At 66.9% G+C, this 18,161-nt stretch carries 17 protein-coding genes and 2 pseudogenes; 15 read left to right on the top strand and 4 right to left on the bottom strand.

Annotated elements, in window-relative coordinates; all coding sequences use genetic code 11:
• Positions 1-147: 147 nt before the first annotated feature.
• Positions 148-771, bottom strand: a complete 624-nt coding sequence (locus tag DELCS14_RS08310) for a LysR substrate-binding domain-containing protein (RefSeq protein ID WP_083829065.1) — start codon at positions 769-771, stop codon at positions 148-150.
• 820 nt (positions 772-1,591) lie between these two features.
• Here DELCS14_RS08310 and istA point away from each other — a divergent pair.
• The 3 genes from istA to DELCS14_RS29745 are packed head-to-tail and all read left to right on the top strand — an operon-like array spanning position 1,592 to position 4,156.
• Positions 1,592-3,142, top strand: coding sequence for an IS21 family transposase (gene istA, locus DELCS14_RS08315; RefSeq protein ID WP_049801489.1), 1,551 nt, complete (start codon positions 1,592-1,594; stop codon positions 3,140-3,142).
• A complete protein-coding gene (istB, locus tag DELCS14_RS08320; protein ID WP_013801228.1) occupies positions 3,135-3,935 on the top strand; it encodes an IS21-like element helper ATPase IstB in 801 nt (266 codons plus the stop codon). The genes istA and istB overlap by 8 nt, the downstream gene beginning before the upstream one ends.
• On the top strand, positions 3,932-4,156 hold the full coding sequence (locus tag DELCS14_RS29745; protein ID WP_013801229.1) for a hypothetical protein: 225 nt from the start codon (positions 3,932-3,934) through the stop codon (positions 4,154-4,156). The genes istB and DELCS14_RS29745 overlap by 4 nt, the downstream gene beginning before the upstream one ends.
• Positions 4,157-4,334: 178 nt before the next feature.
• Here DELCS14_RS29745 and DELCS14_RS08325 read toward each other — a convergent pair.
• Positions 4,335-4,712, bottom strand: a pseudogene (locus DELCS14_RS08325) (LysR family transcriptional regulator); the annotation flags it as partial.
• Between the two features lie 142 nt (positions 4,713-4,854).
• On the opposite strand from DELCS14_RS08325, the gene DELCS14_RS08330 reads away from it, so the two are divergent.
• Genes DELCS14_RS08330 through DELCS14_RS08370 form a run of 9 tightly spaced genes read left to right on the top strand, consistent with a single transcriptional unit; the run spans position 4,855 to position 12,401 of the window.
• Complete coding sequence (locus DELCS14_RS08330) at positions 4,855-5,547, top strand: substrate-binding domain-containing protein (RefSeq protein WP_013801230.1); 693 nt, start codon at positions 4,855-4,857, stop codon at positions 5,545-5,547.
• Between the two features lie 23 nt (positions 5,548-5,570).
• Entirely contained in the window at positions 5,571-6,605 is a 1,035-nt protein-coding gene (locus tag DELCS14_RS08335) for an amidohydrolase family protein (protein WP_013801231.1), read from the top strand.
• A gap of 1 nt (position 6,606) precedes the next feature.
• A complete protein-coding gene (ligK, locus tag DELCS14_RS08340; protein ID WP_013801232.1) occupies positions 6,607-7,290 on the top strand; it encodes a 4-carboxy-4-hydroxy-2-oxoadipate aldolase/oxaloacetate decarboxylase in 684 nt (227 codons plus the stop codon).
• An 11-nt stretch (positions 7,291-7,301) separates the two neighbouring features.
• Entirely contained in the window at positions 7,302-8,234 is a 933-nt protein-coding gene (locus tag DELCS14_RS08345) for an NAD(P)-dependent oxidoreductase (protein ID WP_013801233.1), read from the top strand.
• Complete coding sequence (locus tag DELCS14_RS08350) at positions 8,231-9,148, top strand: amidohydrolase family protein (protein ID WP_013801234.1); 918 nt, start codon at positions 8,231-8,233, stop codon at positions 9,146-9,148. The genes DELCS14_RS08345 and DELCS14_RS08350 overlap by 4 nt, the downstream gene beginning before the upstream one ends.
• A 2-nt stretch (positions 9,149-9,150) precedes the next feature.
• A complete protein-coding gene (gene ligA / locus DELCS14_RS08355) occupies positions 9,151-9,576 on the top strand; it encodes a protocatechuate 4,5-dioxygenase subunit alpha (protein ID WP_013801235.1) in 426 nt (141 codons plus the stop codon).
• A 1-nt stretch (position 9,577) separates the two neighbouring features.
• Positions 9,578-10,432, top strand: a complete 855-nt coding sequence (locus DELCS14_RS08360; protein ID WP_013801236.1) for a class III extradiol dioxygenase subunit beta — start codon at positions 9,578-9,580, stop codon at positions 10,430-10,432.
• Positions 10,429-11,385: a Gfo/Idh/MocA family oxidoreductase gene (locus tag DELCS14_RS08365; RefSeq protein ID WP_013801237.1), complete on the top strand. Its 957-nt coding sequence runs from the start codon at positions 10,429-10,431 to the stop codon at positions 11,383-11,385. The genes DELCS14_RS08360 and DELCS14_RS08365 overlap by 4 nt, the downstream gene beginning before the upstream one ends.
• Before the next feature lie 8 nt (positions 11,386-11,393).
• Positions 11,394-12,401 carry an aldo/keto reductase gene (locus DELCS14_RS08370; protein ID WP_013801238.1) on the top strand — a complete coding sequence of 336 codons (1,008 nt, stop codon included), beginning with the start codon at positions 11,394-11,396 and terminating at the stop codon, positions 12,399-12,401.
• Positions 12,402-12,444: 43 nt separating this feature from the next.
• Here DELCS14_RS08370 and DELCS14_RS08375 read toward each other — a convergent pair whose 3' ends face one another.
• Positions 12,445-13,443: a GTP-binding protein gene (locus DELCS14_RS08375; protein ID WP_013801239.1), complete on the bottom strand. Its 999-nt coding sequence runs from the start codon at positions 13,441-13,443 to the stop codon at positions 12,445-12,447.
• Between the two features lie 481 nt (positions 13,444-13,924).
• A complete protein-coding gene (locus DELCS14_RS08380; protein WP_013801240.1) occupies positions 13,925-14,875 on the bottom strand; it encodes an alpha/beta hydrolase in 951 nt (316 codons plus the stop codon).
• Between the two features lie 2,147 nt (positions 14,876-17,022).
• Here DELCS14_RS08380 and DELCS14_RS31385 point away from each other — a divergent pair.
• The 3 genes and pseudogenes from DELCS14_RS31385 to DELCS14_RS29750 all read left to right on the top strand — a co-directional run.
• Positions 17,023-17,097 (top strand): annotated as a pseudogene (locus tag DELCS14_RS31385) (hypothetical protein); the annotation flags it as partial.
• A gap of 312 nt (positions 17,098-17,409) precedes the next feature.
• A complete protein-coding gene (locus DELCS14_RS31165) occupies positions 17,410-17,679 on the top strand; it encodes a hypothetical protein (protein WP_228676914.1) in 270 nt (89 codons plus the stop codon).
• A 141-nt stretch (positions 17,680-17,820) separates the two neighbouring features.
• Positions 17,821-18,159, top strand: coding sequence for a hypothetical protein (locus tag DELCS14_RS29750; RefSeq protein ID WP_013801241.1), 339 nt, complete (start codon positions 17,821-17,823; stop codon positions 18,157-18,159).
• The last annotated feature ends 2 nt before the right edge of the window (positions 18,160-18,161 follow it).

An 18,161-nucleotide genomic window follows, 5' to 3' on the forward strand; every position in this document is an offset into this window, starting at 1 on the left:
ACGCCCGGCCGCGCGTGGCGTGCCGGCCGATCCGGCCCCGAAAGCCTCCTGCCTTCGCTGCGGGGCGGTCGCGCCTTCGGGGTCTGCGGTCTCCGCGCGGGCGCGCGGAGACCTCCCTCGCCGGCCGGCGCGCGTGATCGGCGGGGGTCAGTCCATGAACAGCATCTGTGCGGTTTTGCGGATCAGTTCCAGCGTCGCCTGCTGCGTCAGCGTGGCGCGGCGCTGCGCGCTCGCCGCCGTGAAGACGGGGATGCGCAGCGCGGGCGAAGCGATGTCGCGCAGGGTGTACGCCGACGGGTTGAGCGAGCGGGTCACGGCGCTGCGCGGCAGGATCGCGAAGCCGGCGCCGTCCGCGACCAGGTCGAGCATCGCCCCGACGCCGTCGATCTCGAGCGAGACGCATGGAACACATCCGACGCAGGCCATCTCGGACTCGACATACATGCGGATCGCGTTGGGCCGGCTCGGGATCACCAGCGGCAGCCGCGCCACCTCGGCGAGCGTCAAGGGCGGGGGAGGCGGGTCTTCCTGCAATCCGGGCGGCCGGCGCCCGACCAGCAGCAGCGCCTGGTCCAGCAGCGGCTGCACATCAAGCCCTTGCACCGGCCGCGCATCGTAGAGCACCGCAAGGTCAATGCCGCCTTGCAGCAACTGGTCCTGCATGGCGCTCGAGAGGTTCTTGTGAACGCTGGTCAGGAACCGCGTGTATTTGCTGGTGAGGTGGCGGATTTGATCTTGGGCTGATTGATCGGTGGGTTGGAGGGACAGCATCTGCCCGGCCGCCCTGCAGGGCGGCCGGGCAGGCGCAGCCGATGGCGTGGGCGCGATGCCGACGCAGTCGATGGGTATCAGGGTGACGTGGTGACTTCGGCGGTACGGCGGTCGTACGGGGCAGCGCTCGGGATACAACAGCGCTCATGCCGAAGAAGGTGGGCGCGGCATCGGTCTCTCTGGCCGGCAAGCTTGACGACCGTACCGCGCCCTACACCGTGCCGATGAAGGTGGTGCTGCGTCAGTGTGGCACCGCTGGGACGCGTCCGTCCAGCACTGCAGCTTCGGTCGTTGACCGAGGTGGGCATGGATGTTCCGGGGCGCCTGTTCCTGTGTGCGCGTTGCCGCGTGCAGGTCTTGCTGTGCAGCCACTGCGACCGTGGCAATCGCTATTGCGGCCGGCAGTGCCAGCGCCTGGCGCGCGAGGCGGCTCGGCGCGAGAGCGCACGTCGGTACCAACGGTCTCGGCGCGGCCGGCTTGCCCACGCCGAGCGGTCGCGGCGCTGGCGCCAACGGCGCCGTGCCCGCGGTGATGGTGGCACCGGCGGTGGAGGTGGTCTGCAGCACAACGTGACGCACCAGGGTTGCCCGAGCGGGGCGGCTGCGGCTCCACTGGTCGCATGGACAAACCACATCACCTCGGCGCCTGCGCACACGGCGGCCACCACGCCGGTCGCCGTGGAGGCCGCCACCACACCCACCACCGCCACACCCACCACCACGCCCTGGCTGTGCCGGCGCTGTGCCCGGCCACAGCCCGCCTGGGTGCGCCAAGGCTTCCTTCGTCATGGCCTGGGCTGCGCGCGCGCTGGGTGGCGCCATGACCATAGCCCCTGACCTGGTCGCGCAGATCCTGCGTCTGCATGCGGCGGAGAAGTGGCGGGTGGGCACCATTGCCCGGCAGTTGCATGTGCACCGCGACACCGTGCGCCGGGTGCTGGCGGTCAACGGCCAAGCCGTGCCGCCGTCACCGCTGCGATCCAGCCGAATCGATGCCTACCGGCCCTTCATCCTCGCCACGCTGGCCAAGTTCCCCACGCTCACCGCGGCGCGGCTGTACGCCATGGTGGGCGAGCGCGGCTACGTGGGCTGCGACTCGCACTTCCGCCACCTCATCGCTGAGCTGCGCCCGAGGCCGCCCGCCGAGGCCTACCTGCGCCTGCGCACGCTGCCTGGTGAGCAAGCGCAGGTGGACTGGGGCCACTTCGGTCACTTGGCAGTAGGCCGCGCCCGGCGTCCGCTGATGGCCTTCGTCATGGTGCTCAGCCACAGCCGCATGATCTTCCTGCGCTTCTTCCTGGACGCGCGCATGGACAGCTTCCTGCGTGGTCATGTCGAGGCCTTCGGCGCCTTCAACGGCTGCCCCCGGGTGGCCCTGTACGACAACCTCAAGAGCGCGGTGCTTGAGCGCCAGGGTGACGCGATCCGCTTCAATCCCGAACTGCTCGCTCTGGCCGCGCACTACCGCTTCGAGCCGCGCCCGGTGGCAGTGGCGCGGGGCAATGAGAAGGGCCGGGTCGAGCGCTCGATCCGCTACATCCGCGACAGCTTCTTCGCAGGGCGCCCGTTCACCGACTTGGCTGACCTCAACGCGCAGGCACGGGCTTGGGCAGCCGGCTCGGCCGCCGACCGGCGTTGGCCCGAGGACAGCGCCTTGAGCGTGCGCCAGGCCTTCGAGGCCGAGGGGCGCAGCTTGATGGTGCTGCCTGATGCGGCCTTCGCACTCGGCGAGCGCGTGGCCGCGCGGGTGGGCAAGACGCCCTACGTGCGCTTCGACACCAACGACTACTCGGTGCCACACACCCAAGTCCAGCGCACGCTGACGGTGTGGGCCGACGAGCAGTGGGTGCGTGTGCTCGACGGCGCCACCGAGCTGGCGCGCCACCGGCGCTGCTGGGACAGCCGCACGCAGATCGAGGACGACGCCCATGTGCAGTGCCTGGTCGAGGCCAAGCGCGCCGGCCGGGCCCACCGCGCCTGCGACCGCCTGGCCCAAGCCGCACCGGCCAGCGCACAGTTGCTCCAGCGCGCCGGCGCGCGCGGCGAGAACCTGGGCTCGATCACCGCCACGCTGATGCGGCTGCTCGAGCGCTGGGGGGCCGCCGCATTGCAGGCGGCGATCACCGAGGCGCTCGCGCGCGACGTGGCCCACCCCAACGCCGTGCGGCTGGCACTGGAGCGCGCCCGCGCGGCCAGTGGCGAGCCGCCGCCGGTGGCGCTGGTGCTGCCCGAGCACGTGGCCAAGCGCGACGCGCCGGTGCGCACCCACGACTTGCGCTCCTATGACCGTCAGCCAGACCGCCAGCACGACCCGCAACCCGACCAGCAACCCGACAGCCCCCAGGATCCACCGGAGAGCCCCGATGAATGACATCGCCACACCGGCCGCGCTGCGTGAGCAGGCCGCCGCACTTCGCCTGCATGGCCTGCTCGAGCACTGGGCTGAGGTGATGGCCCAACCCGAGCAGGCGCACTGGGTGGCGCAGATGCTGGCCTGGGAGGCCGCCGAGCGCAGCCGCCGCAGCCTGGAGCGCCGCCTGCGTGAGGCGCACATCGGGCGCTTCAAGCCGCTGGCCGACTTCGACTGGGCCTGGCCCAGGCAGATCGACCGCGCGGCGGTCGAAGAACTGATGACGCTGGCGTTCGTCAAGGACGCCAGCAACGTCGTCCTGGTCGGCCCCAACGGGGTGGGCAAATCCATGTGTGCCTGCAACATCGGCTACCAGGCGGTGCTGGCCGGGCACACAGCCCTGTTCACCACCGCCGGGCAGTTGCTGGGCGAGCTGGCCGCGCTGGACAGCGACTCGAGCCTGCGCCGCAAGCTGCGCCAGTACGCCGCCCCGGACGTGTTGATCATCGACGAGGTCGGCTACCTGTCGTACTCCAACCGCCACGCCGATCTGCTGTTCGAGCTGGTCAGCCGGCGCTACCAGCACAAGAGCACGGTGGTGACGACCAACAAAGCGTTCGCCGATTGGGGCGAGGTCTTCCCCAACGCGGCGTGCGTGGTGTCGTTGATCGACCGGCTGATGCACCGCGCCGAGGTGGTGCGCATCGACGGCGAGTCCTACCGGGCCAAGGAAGCGCAGGAGCGCGAGGCCCAACGCCTGGCCGCGCGCTCGGCCAAGGCAACGCCAGCGCGGTCTCGTAAGGCCGCAGCATGAGTGCATCGCCGTCGACATCGTCGCCATCACCGACATCGAGCGCTGCGGCGGTCGTGCCAAGGCACTGGACGCCCGAGCAAGCACTGGCCGTTGCCGAGTGCCTTCAGGCCATGCGCCAGGCACTGTGGGCCGCCTATGGGCCCCAGATGCAGCAGGCCTGGCGCGAACAGCTCATGCCTGACACCGACCCGCCTGAGTTCGATCCCGACGAGCCGTTCTGACCTTCCGCACACCGGCCAGGCCCTACCAGCTCAGGCATCACACCCACCCCCCCATCAGGGCCTGCATGCAGGCCCTGATGCCGTTCGGCCGGGGTCACTTCACCGCAAATCCACGCCCCCCTGCAAATCCGCCACCTCGCCAGCGATTAGCAGCGGATTTACATCAGCGGCAACAGTTCTCGCTGATCGACAGCTGCGCATGCGGCATTTGCTTGCGGAAGGCGCGGATCAGAGGGACCGTCAGCATGCGCGCGATGCTGGGCGGCAGCCCGACCGCCACGCGGCCGCCGAGCGCTCCGCGCACCCGGTCAAGCTCCTCGTGGGCGCGCTCCACCTGGTGCAGGATGCCGCGGCCGTGGGACAGCAGCACCCGGCCCGCCTCGGTGGGCGTGGCGCCGCGACCGTTGCGGACCAGCAGACTCTGGCGCAGCTCGACTTCGAGTTGACGCACCTGGCGGCTGAGCGCCGGCTGGGCCACCCTGAGCGCCACGGCCGCGCGGCTGAAGCTGCCGAGCTCAGCGACACGCACGAAGTAAGCCAGCTGCTTCAGGTCCATTTGCTCCCCGCGATTCAGTTAGAGAGCTAATGATATGCCGTTTTGGCCTAACTGCTAGTGGCTTATGTCGAATCGGACGTTGCGGATCGGTTTGACAATTCACGGAACCCCTGGACGGGGTATTGGAGACAAGGCAAGGACCATGCAGGAGACCATCATCAAGGGCATTTCGTCGATGGCCACGCGCCAGTTGCTGGCCGAGCTGACGGCCGGCTACGCGCAGGCCACGGGCCACCGCGCCAGCATTGAAGCGGTGGGCGGGGTCGATGCCGCCAAGCGCGTGCAGGCGGGTGAAGCCTTTGACGTGGTGGTGCTGGCCTCGGACGCCATCGACAAGCTGCTGGCATCCGGCCACCTGTTGCCCGGCAGCAAGGTGGACTGGGTGCGCTCCGGCGTGGCCGTGGCGGTGCGCGCGGGGGCGCCGCTGCCCGATTTGTCCAGCGAAGACGCCGTGCGCCGCGCCGTGCTGGCGGCGCGCAGCGTGAGCGTCTCCACCGGCCCGAGCGGCGTGGCGTTGGCCAAGATGTTCGAGCGCTGGGGCATCGCCGAAGCAATCTCGCCGCGCATGGTGCAGGCCCCGCCCGGCGTGCCCGTGGGCTCGCTGGTGGCCGAGAGCCGCGTGGAACTGGGCTTTCAGCAGCTGAGCGAGCTGCTGCACGTGCCGGGCATCGCCATCGCGGGGCCGCTGCCGCCCGCCATCCAGATCACCACCACCTTTTCCGCCGGCATCGGCGTGCAATCGCAGCAGGCCGGCGCGGCGCGCGAACTGCTGGCCTACATGGCGTCGCCCGCCGCGGCGGACGCCAAGCGCCGCCAGGGCATGGACCCGGCCTAGACATATTTTCAGGAGACTACCGAATGAGCCTCATCATCGACTGCCACGGCCACTACACCACGGCCCCCAAGGCGCTGGAGAACTGGCGCAACGCGCAGATCGCGGGTATCAAGGACCCCGCGCAGATGCCCCGCGCGGCAGACCTCAGGATCAGCGACGACGAACTGCGCGAGTCCATCGAGAGCAACCAGCTGCGCCTGATGAAGGAGCGCGGCAGCGACATCACGCTGTTTTCGCCGCGCGCCAGCTTCATGGCCCACCACATCGGTGACTTCAACGTGTCGAGCACCTGGGCGGCCATCTGCAACGAGCTGTGCTACCGCGTCTCCACGCTCTTCCCCGACCACTTCGTGCCCGTGGCCATGCTGCCGCAAAGCCCCGGTGTCGATCCCGCGACCTGCATCCCTGAGCTGGAAAAGTGCGTGCACGAATACGGCGCCGTGGGCATCAACCTGAACCCTGACCCTTCCGGCGGCCACTGGACCAGCCCCCCGTTGACCGACAAGCACTGGTACCCCATCTACGAAAAGATGGTGGAGTACGACCTGCCCGCCATGATCCACGTGAGCACCAGCTGCAACGCGTGCTTTCACACCACCGGCGCGCACTACCTGAACGCCGACACCACGGCCTTCATGCAGCTCATCCAGGGCGACCTGTTCAAGGACTTCCCCACGCTCAAGTTCCTGATCCCGCACGGCGGCGGCGCGGTGCCTTACCACTGGGGCCGCTTCCGGGGCCTGGCGCAGGAAATGAAGAAGCCGCTCTTGGACGAGCACCTGATGAACAACGTGTACTTCGACACCTGCGTGTACCACCAGCCCGGCATCGACCTGCTCAACACCGTGATCCCGGTGAAGAACGTGCTGTTCGCCAGCGAGATGATCGGTGCGGTGCGCGGCATCGATCCCACCACCGGCAACTACTACGACGACACCAAGCGCTACATCGAGGCGTCCACGATCCTGAGTGCCGAAGACAAGCACCAGATCTACGAAGCCAACACGCGCCGCGTGTTCTCCCGACTCGATACCCGTCTGAAAGCAAAGGGGCTCTGATATGTACGAACTAGGCGTTGTCTACCGCAACATCACCCGTGCCGACCGCGCAGCCGCTGACGGCCTGGCTGCCCTCGGCTCGGCTACCGTGCACGAGGCCATGGGCCGCGTGGGCCTGCTCAAGCCCTACATGCGCCCCATCTACGGCGGCCAGCAGGTCAGCGGCACAGCCGTCACCGTGCTGCTGCAGCCCGGCGACAACTGGATGATGCATGTGGCGGCCGAGCAGATCCAGCCCGGCGACATCGTGGTGGCAGCCGTCACCTCGGAGTGCACCGACGGCTATTTTGGCGACCTGCTGGCCACCAGCTTCCAGGCCCGTGGCGCCCGCGCGCTCATCATCGACGCCGGTGTGCGCGACGTGAAGACGCTGCAGGCAATGAACTTCCCCGTGTGGAGCAAGGCGATCAGCAGCAAGGGCACCATCAAGGCCACGCTGGGCTCGGTCAACCTCCCCGTGGTGTGCGCCGGTGCGCTGGTCACGCCGGGCGATGTGATCGTGGCCGACGACGACGGCGTGGTGTGTGTGCCTGCCGCCCGCGCGGTCGAGACCCTGGCCGCCGCGCAAAAGCGCGAAAGCTTCGAGGGCGAGAAGCGCGCCAAGCTCGCCTCCGGCGTGCTGGGGCTGGACATGTACAACATGCGCCCCGGGTTGGAGAAGGCGGGCCTCCGCTACATCGAATGAGGACTGTCGCCATGTCTGTTTCCCCATCGGCGCTGGACTGGCACGTCGGCTTCGTCGGCTACGGCGAGGTCGGTCGCATCCTTTCCGAGGATTTGCGTGCCCAGGGCCTGCGCGTCTCGGCCTATGACTGCAAGCTCGGCGGTCCATTGCAGCAGCCGCTGCGAGAGCACGCTCGGACGCACGGGGTGGAACTGCTCGGCAGCGCGGCGCAGCTCGCGTCCACAGCCGACTTCGTGGTCAGTGCCGTCACGGCGAGCCAGGCGCTGGATGTCGCCCGGGACTGTGCGCCGCGGTTGCGCGCGGGCGCCTTTTACCTGGACTTCAACTCGGCCTCTCCGGGTGCCAAGCAGGCGGCCGGTGCGCTGGTTGACGCGTCCGGCGCACGCTATGTCGAAGGCGCGGTGATGACCAGCGTCCCGCCCTACCGCATCAAGGTGCCGCTGCTGCTCGGTGGCGCCTCCGCCCGGGCGCTGGCCGATGCCATCGCGCCGCTGGGCTTCGATGCCAAGGTCGTGAGCGAGCGTCTGGGCGTGGCGTCGGCGACCAAGATGTGCCGCAGCGTGATGATCAAGGAGCTGGAGGCCATGGTTGTCGAGAGCTTCACGGCCGCGCGCCATTACGGCGTGGAGGACGCGGTGATCGCCTCGCTGCGGGAGACTTTTCCCGGTATCGACTGGGAAAGGCAGGGCGCCTACTTTTTCCAGCGGGTGATCGAGCATGGCCGCCGCCGCAGCGAGGAGATGTTCGAGTCCGCCAACACGGTGCGCGACACGGGCATGCCGGCCTTCTCGGCCCAGGGCACGGCCGAGCGGCAGGCCTGGATGGCCGATCTGGCCGATGCGGGGGTATTCGGCCAACGCGGCGCGCCGCCGTTCGCGCGCAGCGCCGATTGGCGCGCCGAGGCCGACCGCCTGTTGCAGTTTTTGAAGGAACAACCATCATGAGTACGTTCGAGAAGACGCCTGGCTGGCTCGACTGGTATGCCGGCCCCAGCAAGCCCCGCTTCCGGGTGCCCCCGGGCGCCGTGGACGCCCACTGCCACGTGTTCGGCCCCGGGGGCGAGTTCCCCTATGCGTCCGAGCGCAAGTACACGCCGTGCGACGCGGGCAAGGAGCAGCTGTATGCGCTGCGCGACCATCTGGGCTTTGCGCGCAACGTGGTGGTGCAAGCCACCTGCCATGGCGCAGACAACCGCGCCATGGTCGATGCGCTGGTCCATTCCGGTGGGCGTGCGCGCGGCGTGGCCACCGTCAGGCGCACCATCACCGACGACGAGCTGCAGGCCCTGCACGACGCTGGCGTGCGCGGTGTGCGCTTCAACTTCGTCAAGCGCCTGGTGGACTTCACGCCGAAGGACGAGCTGATGGAGATTGCGGGCCGCATCCACCAGCTGGGCTGGCACGTGGTCATCTACTTCGAGGCGGTGGACCTGCCCGAACTGTGGGACTTCTTCACCGCGCTGCCCACCACCGTGGTGGTGGACCACATGGGCCGCCCTGACGTGAGCAAGCCGGTGGACGGCCCCGAATTCGAGCTGTTCCTCAAGTTCATGCGCCAGCACCCCAACGTGTGGAGCAAGGTGAGCTGTCCCGAGCGCCTCTCCGTCACCGGCCCGAAGGCGCTGGACGGCGAGCAGGCGGCCTACCAGGACGTGGTGCCGTTCGCGCGCAAGGTGGTCGAGGCGTTCCCAGACCGCGTGCTCTGGGGCACCGACTGGCCTCACCCCAACCTGAAGGACCACATGCCCGACGACGGCCTGCTGGTCGACTTCATTCCGCAGATCGCGCCCACGCCCGAGTTGCAGAAGAAGCTGCTTGTCGCCAACCCGATGCGCCTCTACTGGCCCGAGGAGACCTGACCATGGCCCTGGACAAACCCTACCTGGACGTGCCGGGCACGACCATCTTCGACGCCGAGCAGAGCCGCAAGGGCTACTGGCTCAACCAGTTCTGCATGAGCCTCATGAAGGCCGAGAACCGGGAGCGCTTCAAGAAGGACGAGCGCGCGTACCTCGACGAGTGGGCCATGACGCAGGAGCAGAAGCAGGCCGTGCTCGCGCGCGATCTGAACTGGTGCATGCGGCTGGGCGGCAACATCTACTTCCTCGCCAAGATCGGCGCTACCGATGGCAAGAGCTTCCAGCAGATGGCGGGCTCCATGACCGGCATGACGGAGGAGGAGTACCGCGACATGATGATCGCAGGGGGCCGCTCGATCGAGGGCAACCGTGTGATCGGGGAAGACGGCAGCGCCCAGGCGCATCGCCAACCGCAAGGAAAGCACTGACATGGCACGCATCACCGCATCCGTCTACACCTCCCACGTCCCGGCCATCGGCGCTGCGATTGACCTCGGCAAGACCCAGGAGCCGTACTGGCAGCCGGTCTTCCAGGGCTACGAGTTCGGCAAGCAGTGGCTGAAGGACAACAGGCCCGACGTGATCTTCCTGGTCTACAACGACCATGCGACCGCGTTCAGCCTGGATTTCATCCCCACCTTCGCCATCGGCACGGCGGCCGATTACCCGTCGGCCGACGAAGGCTGGGGGCCGCGTCCGGTGCCCAAGGTCGTCGGCCATCCGGAGCTGGCGGCCCATATCGCGCAGTCTGTCATCCAGGACGACTTCGACCTGACCATCGTCAACAAGATGGATGTGGACCATGGCCTGACCGTGCCGCTCTCGCTGATGTGCGGCCAGCCCGACGCCTGGCCCTGCCGGGTCATCCCGTTCGCGGTCAACGTGGTGCAGTACCCGGTGCCGAGCGGCCGCCGCTGCTTCATGCTCGGCCAGGCCATCCGGCGCGCCGTCGAGTCCTACGACGAAGACCTCAAGGTACAGATCTGGGGCACCGGCGGCATGAGCCACCAGCTGCAGGGTCCGCGTGCCGGTCTCATCAACGCCGAATGGGACAATCGATTCTTGGATCGCCTGATCGCCGACCCCGAGGGGCTCTCGAAGATGCCGCACATCGACTACGTGCGTGAAGCCGGCTCCGAGGGCATCGAACTCGTGATGTGGCTGATCGCTCGCGGCGCGATGGCTGACGTTGCCGGCGGCAGGCCCCCAAAGGTGGCGCGCCGCTTCTTCCACGTCCCGGCTTCCAACACAGCCGTCGGGCATCTCATTCTGGAGAACCAATGAGCAAGACCATCAAAGTGGCGCTGGCCGGTGCGGGCGCCTTCGGCATCAAGCACCTGGACGGCATCAAGAACATCGACGGCGTGGAGGTGATCTCGCTGATCGGACGCGAGCTCGACAAGACGCGTGAGGTGGCCGCGAGGTACGGCATCGGCCATGTCACGACCGACCTTGCCGAATCGCTGGCGCTGAAGGAGGTCGATGCCGTGATCCTGTGCACCCCGACGCAGATGCATGCCGCGCAGAGCATCGCGGCGCTGAAGGCGGGCAAGCACGTGCAGGTCGAGATCCCGCTGGCCGACTCGCTCAAGGATGCGCAGGCCGTCGTCGATCTGCAGAAGCAGAGCGGACTGGTGGCGATGTGCGGCCACACGCGCCGCTTCAACCCCAGCCACCAGTACGTGCACAAGAAGATCCGGGCCGGCGAGTTCAACATCCAGCAGATGGACGTGCAGACCTACTTCTTTCGCCGCACCAACATGAACGCCCTGGGCCAGCCGCGCAGCTGGACCGACCACCTGCTGTGGCACCACGCCGCCCACACCGTGGACCTGTTCGCCTACCAGGCCGGCAGCCCCATCGTGAAGGCCAATGCGGTGCAGGGCCCGATCCACCCGACGCTGGGCATCGCGATGGACATGTCGATCCAGCTGCAGGCCGCCAACGGCGCGATCTGCACGCTGTCGCTGTCATTCAACAACGACGGGCCGCTGGGCACCTTCTTCCGCTACATTGGCGACACCGGCACCTACATCGCGCGCTATGACGACCTCTTCAACGGCAAGGAGGAGGCCATCGACGTCTCGAAGGTCGACGTGTCGATGAACGGCATCGAGTTGCAGGACCGCGAGTTCTTCGCCGCGATCCGCGAAGGCCGCGAACCGAATTCGAGCGTGGCCCAGGTGCTGCCGTGCTACCAAGTGCTGCAGCAGCTGGAGACGCAGCTCGAGGGCTGAGCAGGGTCATGCACAAGCGACGACTCGGCCCCTTCTCGGTGCGCGCGATCGGCCTGGGCTGCATGAACCTGAGCCATGCCTATGGCGTACCGCCGTCGGCGGATCAGGGCGAGCGCGTCCTGCTGGCGGCGCTCGATGCGGGAGTGACGCTGTTCGATACCGCGGCGCTCTACGGCTTCGGCGCCAACGAGGAACTGGTCGGGCGTGTGCTCAAGGCGCACCGCAGCGCCATCACTTTGGCCAGCAAAGGCGGCATGGCCGGCGTGCGTGGCGACGACGGGACGGTGCGCCGCGTGATCGACGGCAGGCCCGCCACCTTGCGCCGCAACTGCGAAGACAGCCTGCGCCGCCTGCAGACGGAAGTCATCGATCTCTACTACCTGCACCGCTGGGACAAGTCGGTGCCCATCGAGGACTCGGTCGGCGAGATGTCGCGGCTGGTGGAGGAGGGCAAGGTTCGGGCGCTCGGCCTGTCGGAGGTCTCGGCCGCCACGCTGCGCCGCGCCCATGTGGTGCATCCGATCGCGGCGGTGCAGAACGAATATTCACTGTGGAGCCGCAACTGCGAGATCGCGGTCCTCCAGGCCTGCCGAGAGCTCGGTGCAGCGCTGGTGGCCTTCAGTCCCCTGGCGCGCGGCTTCCTGTGCGATGCGCTGCATGACGTGTCGGCGCTTGACGCCAAGGACATCCGGCGCGCGATGCCGCGCTTCTCGCCGGACAACTATGCGCGCAACCTCGATCTGTTGCCGGCCTATACGGCTTTGGCGGAAGAGGCGGGCTGCACGCCGGCGCAGCTGGCGCTGGCGTGGCTGCTGGCACGCGGGGAGCACGTGATCCCGATCCCCGGTACCACGAATGTCGGTCACCTGCGCGAAGACTTGCTCGCCGAGCAGGTCCGGCTGGCACCCACGCTCTTCGCGCGCGTCGACGCGGTCATCAACGAGCGCACCGTGACGGGTGCGCGCTATGGCGCGCAGGGCAGTGCCGAGGTGGATACCGAGGTCTTCGGAGCCTGAGGCGCCTGGCGGGGCAAGTGGCTTGCGGAGTTGCGTTCTTCCGTCAAGCCGCCGGTGAGGTGGTGGCCGCCTCGGCGAAGCACTCGCGCAATCCCCGTGTCAGCAACTCGATGGGCAGGTCCCGGCCAATGAAGACGAGCTTGCTCCCGCGCGCTTCGCCGGGCTTCCACGGCGCGCCCAGGACGCTTCCCATGAGCATGTGCACACCCTGAAACACAACGCGCCGGTTCGCGCCGTCGACGTGCAGGACGCCCTTGTACCGCATCAATTGGGCCCCATGGATCTGAACGATCCGGCCGAGGAAGCATTCGATTCGCTGGAGATCGAGCGGCTTTTCCTCCCGAAACACGAACGAGGTGACGTCATCGTCGTGGTGATGGTGCGCGTCGGCGAGGAAGTTAGGTTCGATCTCCAGCACGGAGTTGAGGTTGAATCCACGGATGTCCAGGATGTCCTTGACGTTGGCCTGCCCGTGGCGCGCCTCGCTGATCCTCGCACGCGGGTTCATTTGGATCAGATGTTGCCGCAAGGCCGCCGTGTCCTGCGGGGAGGCAAGGTCGGCTTTCGTGATGAGGATGCGGTCGGCGAAACCCACCTGTTCCTGCGCTTCATGGTGTTCGTTGAGCTGCCGCGCCGCGTGATTTGCGTCCACCATCGTGATCACGGCATCCAGCAGGTACCGCTGGCTGATGTCCTCATCGACAAAGAACGCCTGGGCCACTGGGCCGGGGCTTGCGAGCCCCGTGGTCTCGATGATGACCCGGTCGAAGTCCAGGGTGCCGGCCTGCTTCTTGGCGTGCAGTTCACCGAGGATGCGGATCAGGTCGCCGCGAACAGTGCAGCAGACGCAGCCGTTGTTCATCTCGATGATCTGTTCGCCACCATCTTGCACGAGCAATTCGTTGTCGATCCCGGCTTCGCCGAACTCGTTCTCGATCACCGCAATGCGGTGCCCATGCTGATCCCGGAGGATGCGATTGAGCAGGCTTGTCTTGCCGCTGCCAAGGAAGCCGGTAAGGATGGTGACGGGGATGAGGCTCATGTTGATTCTCCTGTGATACGCGGAAACGATCTTGGCGGTTCGGCACGTTCATTGGATGTATGAGACGTTATGACATAACATTCATCATGGGCCGCGACGCGCCATGGCGGAGCTGCCGGTCCATGCGCTGCCGGCGGGGGAGAAACGCTGGGGTGATCTCTCGGCTGGTGCGGGACGGACCGGGGCTGGTGTCAAGGCCTCGAAGGAGGGACACGCTGGCTGGATTGGGCGGCGCGACCTGCGCAACGATGTTGCTCCAGCAACAGCGGTACCTTCAGCTGGGCCGGTTGCGCCGGTCCGAGGACGACGGGGGAGGGCCACGCTGCGGCGCACCATCTGCTTTCCGTGGGCCAGCCGGCGGTGACTCCGAGCCGTGCGCCGCGTGCACCACCGGATGAGCGCGGCGCGACGTTCCCGGTTACCGTGTTGCTTCGAGTCAAGTCGGCACTGAAGGCCGACGCCAGCGATCCTCGGCTGCCGGCTAAGGCACGTCGTTCAGATCTGCCGCGTCCAACCGGTCAATCAACTGCGCCCGTTGCCCTGACTGAAGCGGCGCTCCTGCCGCCGGCACGACGCGCGTCAGAAACTCGACGACGGACTTGCCGAAGGTATCGTTGCGATCGCCTGCCACCATGTGGCCGGCTGATGCGATGTTCACGTACTCACTGTTGGGGGCCATTTCGAGAAACTCGCGCACACCCTCGTCGGTCAGCATGTCGGACATGCCCCCGCGCACCAGCAGCGAGGGCACCTTGAGCGCGCGGGCACAAGCCTCCAGGCGGGCCTGCCGCAAAGCCAGGTCCCGATGGCCCTGCATGAACCGGGGGTCCCAGTGCCAGCGGTAGCGGCCATCGGGCCCCAGACGCACGTTCTTGGCCAGGCCCTGCAGGTGCTGCGGCCGTTCGCGGTGCGGTTGGTAGCTGGCGATGGCATCCGCGACCTCCTCGAGCGATCCGAAGCCGTCGGGATTGCGGAACATGAAGGACCGGATGTTCTTGACACCTTCCGGCTCGATGCGCGGCGCGATGTCCACCAGGACGAGCGCGGTGGCGTCCACTGCTTGCTCCCCGGCTGCCACCAGGCTGGTTCCGCCGCCCATGGAGGCACCCACCAGCGCCGCTGGCGGGCTGCCGAGCGCGGCAAGGACGCATTGCAGGTCCTGCACCATCAGGTCCTGGCCGTAGGCGCCATCCGGGGACCAGTCCGAATCGCCGTGGCCGCGCGCGTCGAAGGCGACCGCATGGAAGCCCGCGTCGCCCAGGACCTCCCCGGTGCGCTTCCAGGCATGGCGCGTCTGTCCGCCGCCGTGCTGCAGCACGACCAGGGGGCCAGAAGGGTCCCCCCAGGTGTCGCCGGCGAGCCGCATCCCATGGGCGCCTTCCCAATGGTGCATGGGCTGCGGCGTTCCGGGCAGTCGTTCTCCTGCGCTCATGGCCGGCCTCCAAAGTGATGTGTGATCAGATGCATCTTTCAAGCATAGCGGCTTGCCGCGTAGACCGCGTGGACTAGTGATCGCCGGGATGCAAAGAACACCCCCGTCAGTGTGCGCCGAACCTTGCCTCGGCCCCAAGTCCTTGGCGCGCCAACGTCCGCGCGAGGCTCCGGCGGCATGCTGGCGAGGAGGCTTGGGAAGTGCTCGGAAGGAATCTTCCGTGTGGGCCGTTGGGCCCGGGGTCTTGTGGACATGCTCTGCTCCTAGAAGGAGACGGGAGACGCCCTCGCCCGGCGGGGAGGATCTCCCGTCGGGTGGGTGAAATGGCCGCAAGGGCGTTGGGAATTCGTTGGCGGCGCGGCACGCGGTCTCAACCGGTGCTCGAATGCGTGGCCTGCTCTGAGGGCAGCTGACCGTGCGGGCGAGCGGGACGGCGAACGTGCAGACCGGGTACCTGCGCTCACCGGCGATCGCGATGAACTGCGGGGAGCCCAGGAAGGCGGCGCTCGCGGGGATCGCGACGGCGGCGCGACTGTATTCATTCCACGGCAGCCACGTGGCTGCCTGGTCAGGATCTATCGATATGGGATTGGCCATGCTCATGGTGTTCTCCTGATTAAGGGAACACCGCTCCCGGCGGGAGCGAAGTTCCCGTCGGGGTGGATGGCAGCCGAAGGCGGCTGGGATCAAGGCAGGTAACGCTTGCGGCGCCGATCTGAGATCGGAAGGCTCGGCCATCGGGCCGAAGTGGAAGGACAGTCTGGCACGCCATGAGGCTGCCGGACCCGGGTGAGAGAAAGTGCCTGCGGAAACGGCCGCTTTCAGCGGAGGTTTGCAGTGGCGTCGCTAACGCAGAGCGTCGCTGTTCTCGGGATCGTCGCTACGCTGCCTGCATGGCGCTCTTCCCAGATAAGCAGGTGCGGGAGCTGCAGGCGAATCGAGTCCGTCGAGACATGTCATTTGACGGACCGGTCCCAAATCAGCCGGATCGGGCTCCCGTACCTTCAGCGTAGCGCTTCAGGCTCCGGCGCACGATGCCCGAGCTTGTGCGAGGTTCGCATGCGCGGCAGCACGTCCACAGGGTCGGCGAAGGTTCGCGCCAGCATGGAGGTACATCGGCGGCGGCAGAACCGCCAGACCCCCGTGAACTCCCGTGCCGCCGAAGGCAAGGTCGAAGTCGCAAGCCCCGTGAGGGCGGGGCCAATGAGTTTGCGTATAAAAAATCCTTAGAAACAGGTTTAATATACAAAAAAACATGGCTTTCCACAGATTTTTGAGGTGATCGATGGTCGGGTACGAATTCTTGTTGTCGAAGATCCCGCTGCACATGCCGGAGCTGGAGAAGCCGGCCAGGATCAAGCCCGTGACTCGGGTCGAGGAGATGGCCGACCTGATTGCGATTCCCAAGGCGATCGCGCCCGCCACCGATGCCATTCTCCCGCACCTGCTCTTCGCGCTGAAACATGAGCCGATGCAACTGGCGATCCTGCATGAGGCGCTGCGGCTGCTGCCGGCCCAGGACATGGTCGACGCCATCGTCGACGCTCCGGCGGGTGCCTACGTGCGCCGCGCGGCCTACCTTTGGGAAAAGGTCCATGGCGTCGAACTGGACCTGCCGCTGGCGGGCCCGGCGGGCAACTATGTCGACTTCTTCGACCCCAAGGCGTACTTCACCGGACAGACCTGGGAGCGCAGCCAAAAGTACCGGATCAACTTCAACGGCATCGGCCCCTACGAGTTCTGTCCGGTGGTCCGGCGCGATGATGAGCTTGCGCAGGAGGGCGAGTCCGTCCTGCGCTCGTTGCGCGAATGGGCGACGGCGCCGGAGAACGAGTCGCTGATGGATCGGGTGATGGCCTGGGCCTACCTCAGCGAGACCCGCGATTCCTATGCCATCGAGAACGAAGTGCCGAGCCCAGAGAAGGAGGAGGCTTTCCTGCAGGCGATGGCGCATCTGCGCGACCGCGCGCCGCTGACGGAGGGCTACCTGGTCGGACTGCAGAACGCCGTGATCAGCTCGCCTCTGCGAGCAGAGCGGGGCTTCCGTGGCATTCAGAACTGGCTGCAGCGCGGGGGGGCACGGCGCGTTGGCTGTTCGCTATGTTCCCCCCTCGCCGGAGCACATGCTGCCGTTGATCGACGGACTGATGCGCATGGCGAACGCCGAGGACGACGTTCCTCCGCTGATCAAGGCGGCGCTGGTGAGTTTTGGCTTCGTTTTCATCCACCCTTTCATGGATGGCAATGGCCGACTCTCGCGGCTGCTGGCGCACCACTGCCTGCACATGAAGGGGGCGTTGCCCGACGTGAAAGGCGGCCCGGCCATCTTGCCGCTGTCGGTGGCGATGAAGCAGGAGGAGCGGCAGTACCTGGCTGCGTTGGAGAGCTTCAGCAAACCGGCGCGAGCGCTGTGGGACGTGCAGTTCATCGGCGACGGCGACTTCGCCTTCGACTTTCGCTCCACGCCGATGGTCTATGCCCACTGGTCAGGAGCGCAAGCCGCGGCCTTTGTGAGCCGATGCGCGCGTGTCGCATTGCAGCAGTCGCTCGTCGATGAGGCACAGTACCTGCAGGCTTACGATCAGGCCTATGAGCGCATCGACAGGCAGTTCGATCTCCCGAACCGAACGATCAATTTGCTGATCCAATGGATCCACCGGAACAACAACAAGATGCCGGAGCGGCGCAAAACGGCCAAGGAAGTCGCCTACATCCTCTCTGCGGAGGAACTGGGCAGGATCGAGGGCATCGTCGCGGAAGCCTTTGCATCGGATGACGGAGATCCTGGCCAGGGACAGAACTAGCCTGGGTTCGGCATTGCCCAGGGGCGTGCGGTGGGTGGAGCTTGATAGGTCGTGACGGCCATTGCTTGCGCAGTGCATTGACGGGCGCCAATGGGCTTGACTGCCGACGGATCGCTGATAGGGTGCATACGTGGAGGTTCTATGCGAAAAGCCATCTTCCTCTTATTCCTGCTGCTGGGCATCGGCGCCGGATATCTGCCTGCCCGCAACGATGACTGGGGTCTGCGGATCGTCATGATGGCCGTGGGCGCATTGTTCGGCGGAGCAATAGGTGGCGGGATATCTCAGATCGGCAAACAACAGCCGAAGCTCAGTCGCCAATGGCGAACAGAGGAAGAGATTGAGCCTATTCCTGGGATGGGATCCTCCGGCCGTGATCTTGCCGCTAATTACTGGCGCGACAAGGGTCAGCCACCCTTTACGCGTATGCCTGACGTCGAGCCGAATAAGCACATGTTCGACCCTGACAGAATTGGTTGAAG

This window comes from Delftia sp. Cs1-4 (assembly GCF_000214395.1).
GTDB classification, from domain to species: Bacteria; Pseudomonadota; Gammaproteobacteria; order Burkholderiales; family Burkholderiaceae_C; genus Comamonas; species Comamonas acidovorans.

Bases quoted from the DNA above. Each gene is read 5' to 3' on its own strand.
- DELCS14_RS08380 (WP_013801240.1), bottom strand. From the start codon at position 14,875: ATGAGCGCAGGAGAACGACTGCCCGGAACGCCGCAGCCCATGCACCAT.
- DELCS14_RS29745 (WP_013801229.1), top strand. From the start codon at position 3,932: ATGAGTGCATCGCCGTCGACATCGTCGCCATCACCGACATCGAGCGCT.
- DELCS14_RS08335 (WP_013801231.1), top strand. From the start codon at position 5,571: ATGAGCCTCATCATCGACTGCCACGGCCACTACACCACGGCCCCCAAG.
- DELCS14_RS08370 (WP_013801238.1), top strand. From the start codon at position 11,394: ATGCACAAGCGACGACTCGGCCCCTTCTCGGTGCGCGCGATCGGCCTG.
- DELCS14_RS29750 (WP_013801241.1), top strand. From the start codon at position 17,821: ATGCGAAAAGCCATCTTCCTCTTATTCCTGCTGCTGGGCATCGGCGCC.
- DELCS14_RS08375 (WP_013801239.1), bottom strand. From the start codon at position 13,443: ATGAGCCTCATCCCCGTCACCATCCTTACCGGCTTCCTTGGCAGCGGC.
- ligK (WP_013801232.1), top strand. From the start codon at position 6,607: ATGTACGAACTAGGCGTTGTCTACCGCAACATCACCCGTGCCGACCGC.
- DELCS14_RS08345 (WP_013801233.1), top strand. From the start codon at position 7,302: ATGTCTGTTTCCCCATCGGCGCTGGACTGGCACGTCGGCTTCGTCGGC.
- DELCS14_RS08350 (WP_013801234.1), top strand. From the start codon at position 8,231: ATGAGTACGTTCGAGAAGACGCCTGGCTGGCTCGACTGGTATGCCGGC.
- DELCS14_RS08330 (WP_013801230.1), top strand. From the start codon at position 4,855: ATGCAGGAGACCATCATCAAGGGCATTTCGTCGATGGCCACGCGCCAG.
- ligA (WP_013801235.1), top strand. From the start codon at position 9,151: ATGGCCCTGGACAAACCCTACCTGGACGTGCCGGGCACGACCATCTTC.
- DELCS14_RS08365 (WP_013801237.1), top strand. From the start codon at position 10,429: ATGAGCAAGACCATCAAAGTGGCGCTGGCCGGTGCGGGCGCCTTCGGC.
- istB (WP_013801228.1), top strand. From the start codon at position 3,135: ATGAATGACATCGCCACACCGGCCGCGCTGCGTGAGCAGGCCGCCGCA.
- istA (WP_049801489.1), top strand. From the start codon at position 1,592: ATGACCATAGCCCCTGACCTGGTCGCGCAGATCCTGCGTCTGCATGCG.
- DELCS14_RS08360 (WP_013801236.1), top strand. From the start codon at position 9,578: ATGGCACGCATCACCGCATCCGTCTACACCTCCCACGTCCCGGCCATC.
- DELCS14_RS08310 (WP_083829065.1), bottom strand. From the start codon at position 771: ATGCTGTCCCTCCAACCCACCGATCAATCAGCCCAAGATCAAATCCGC.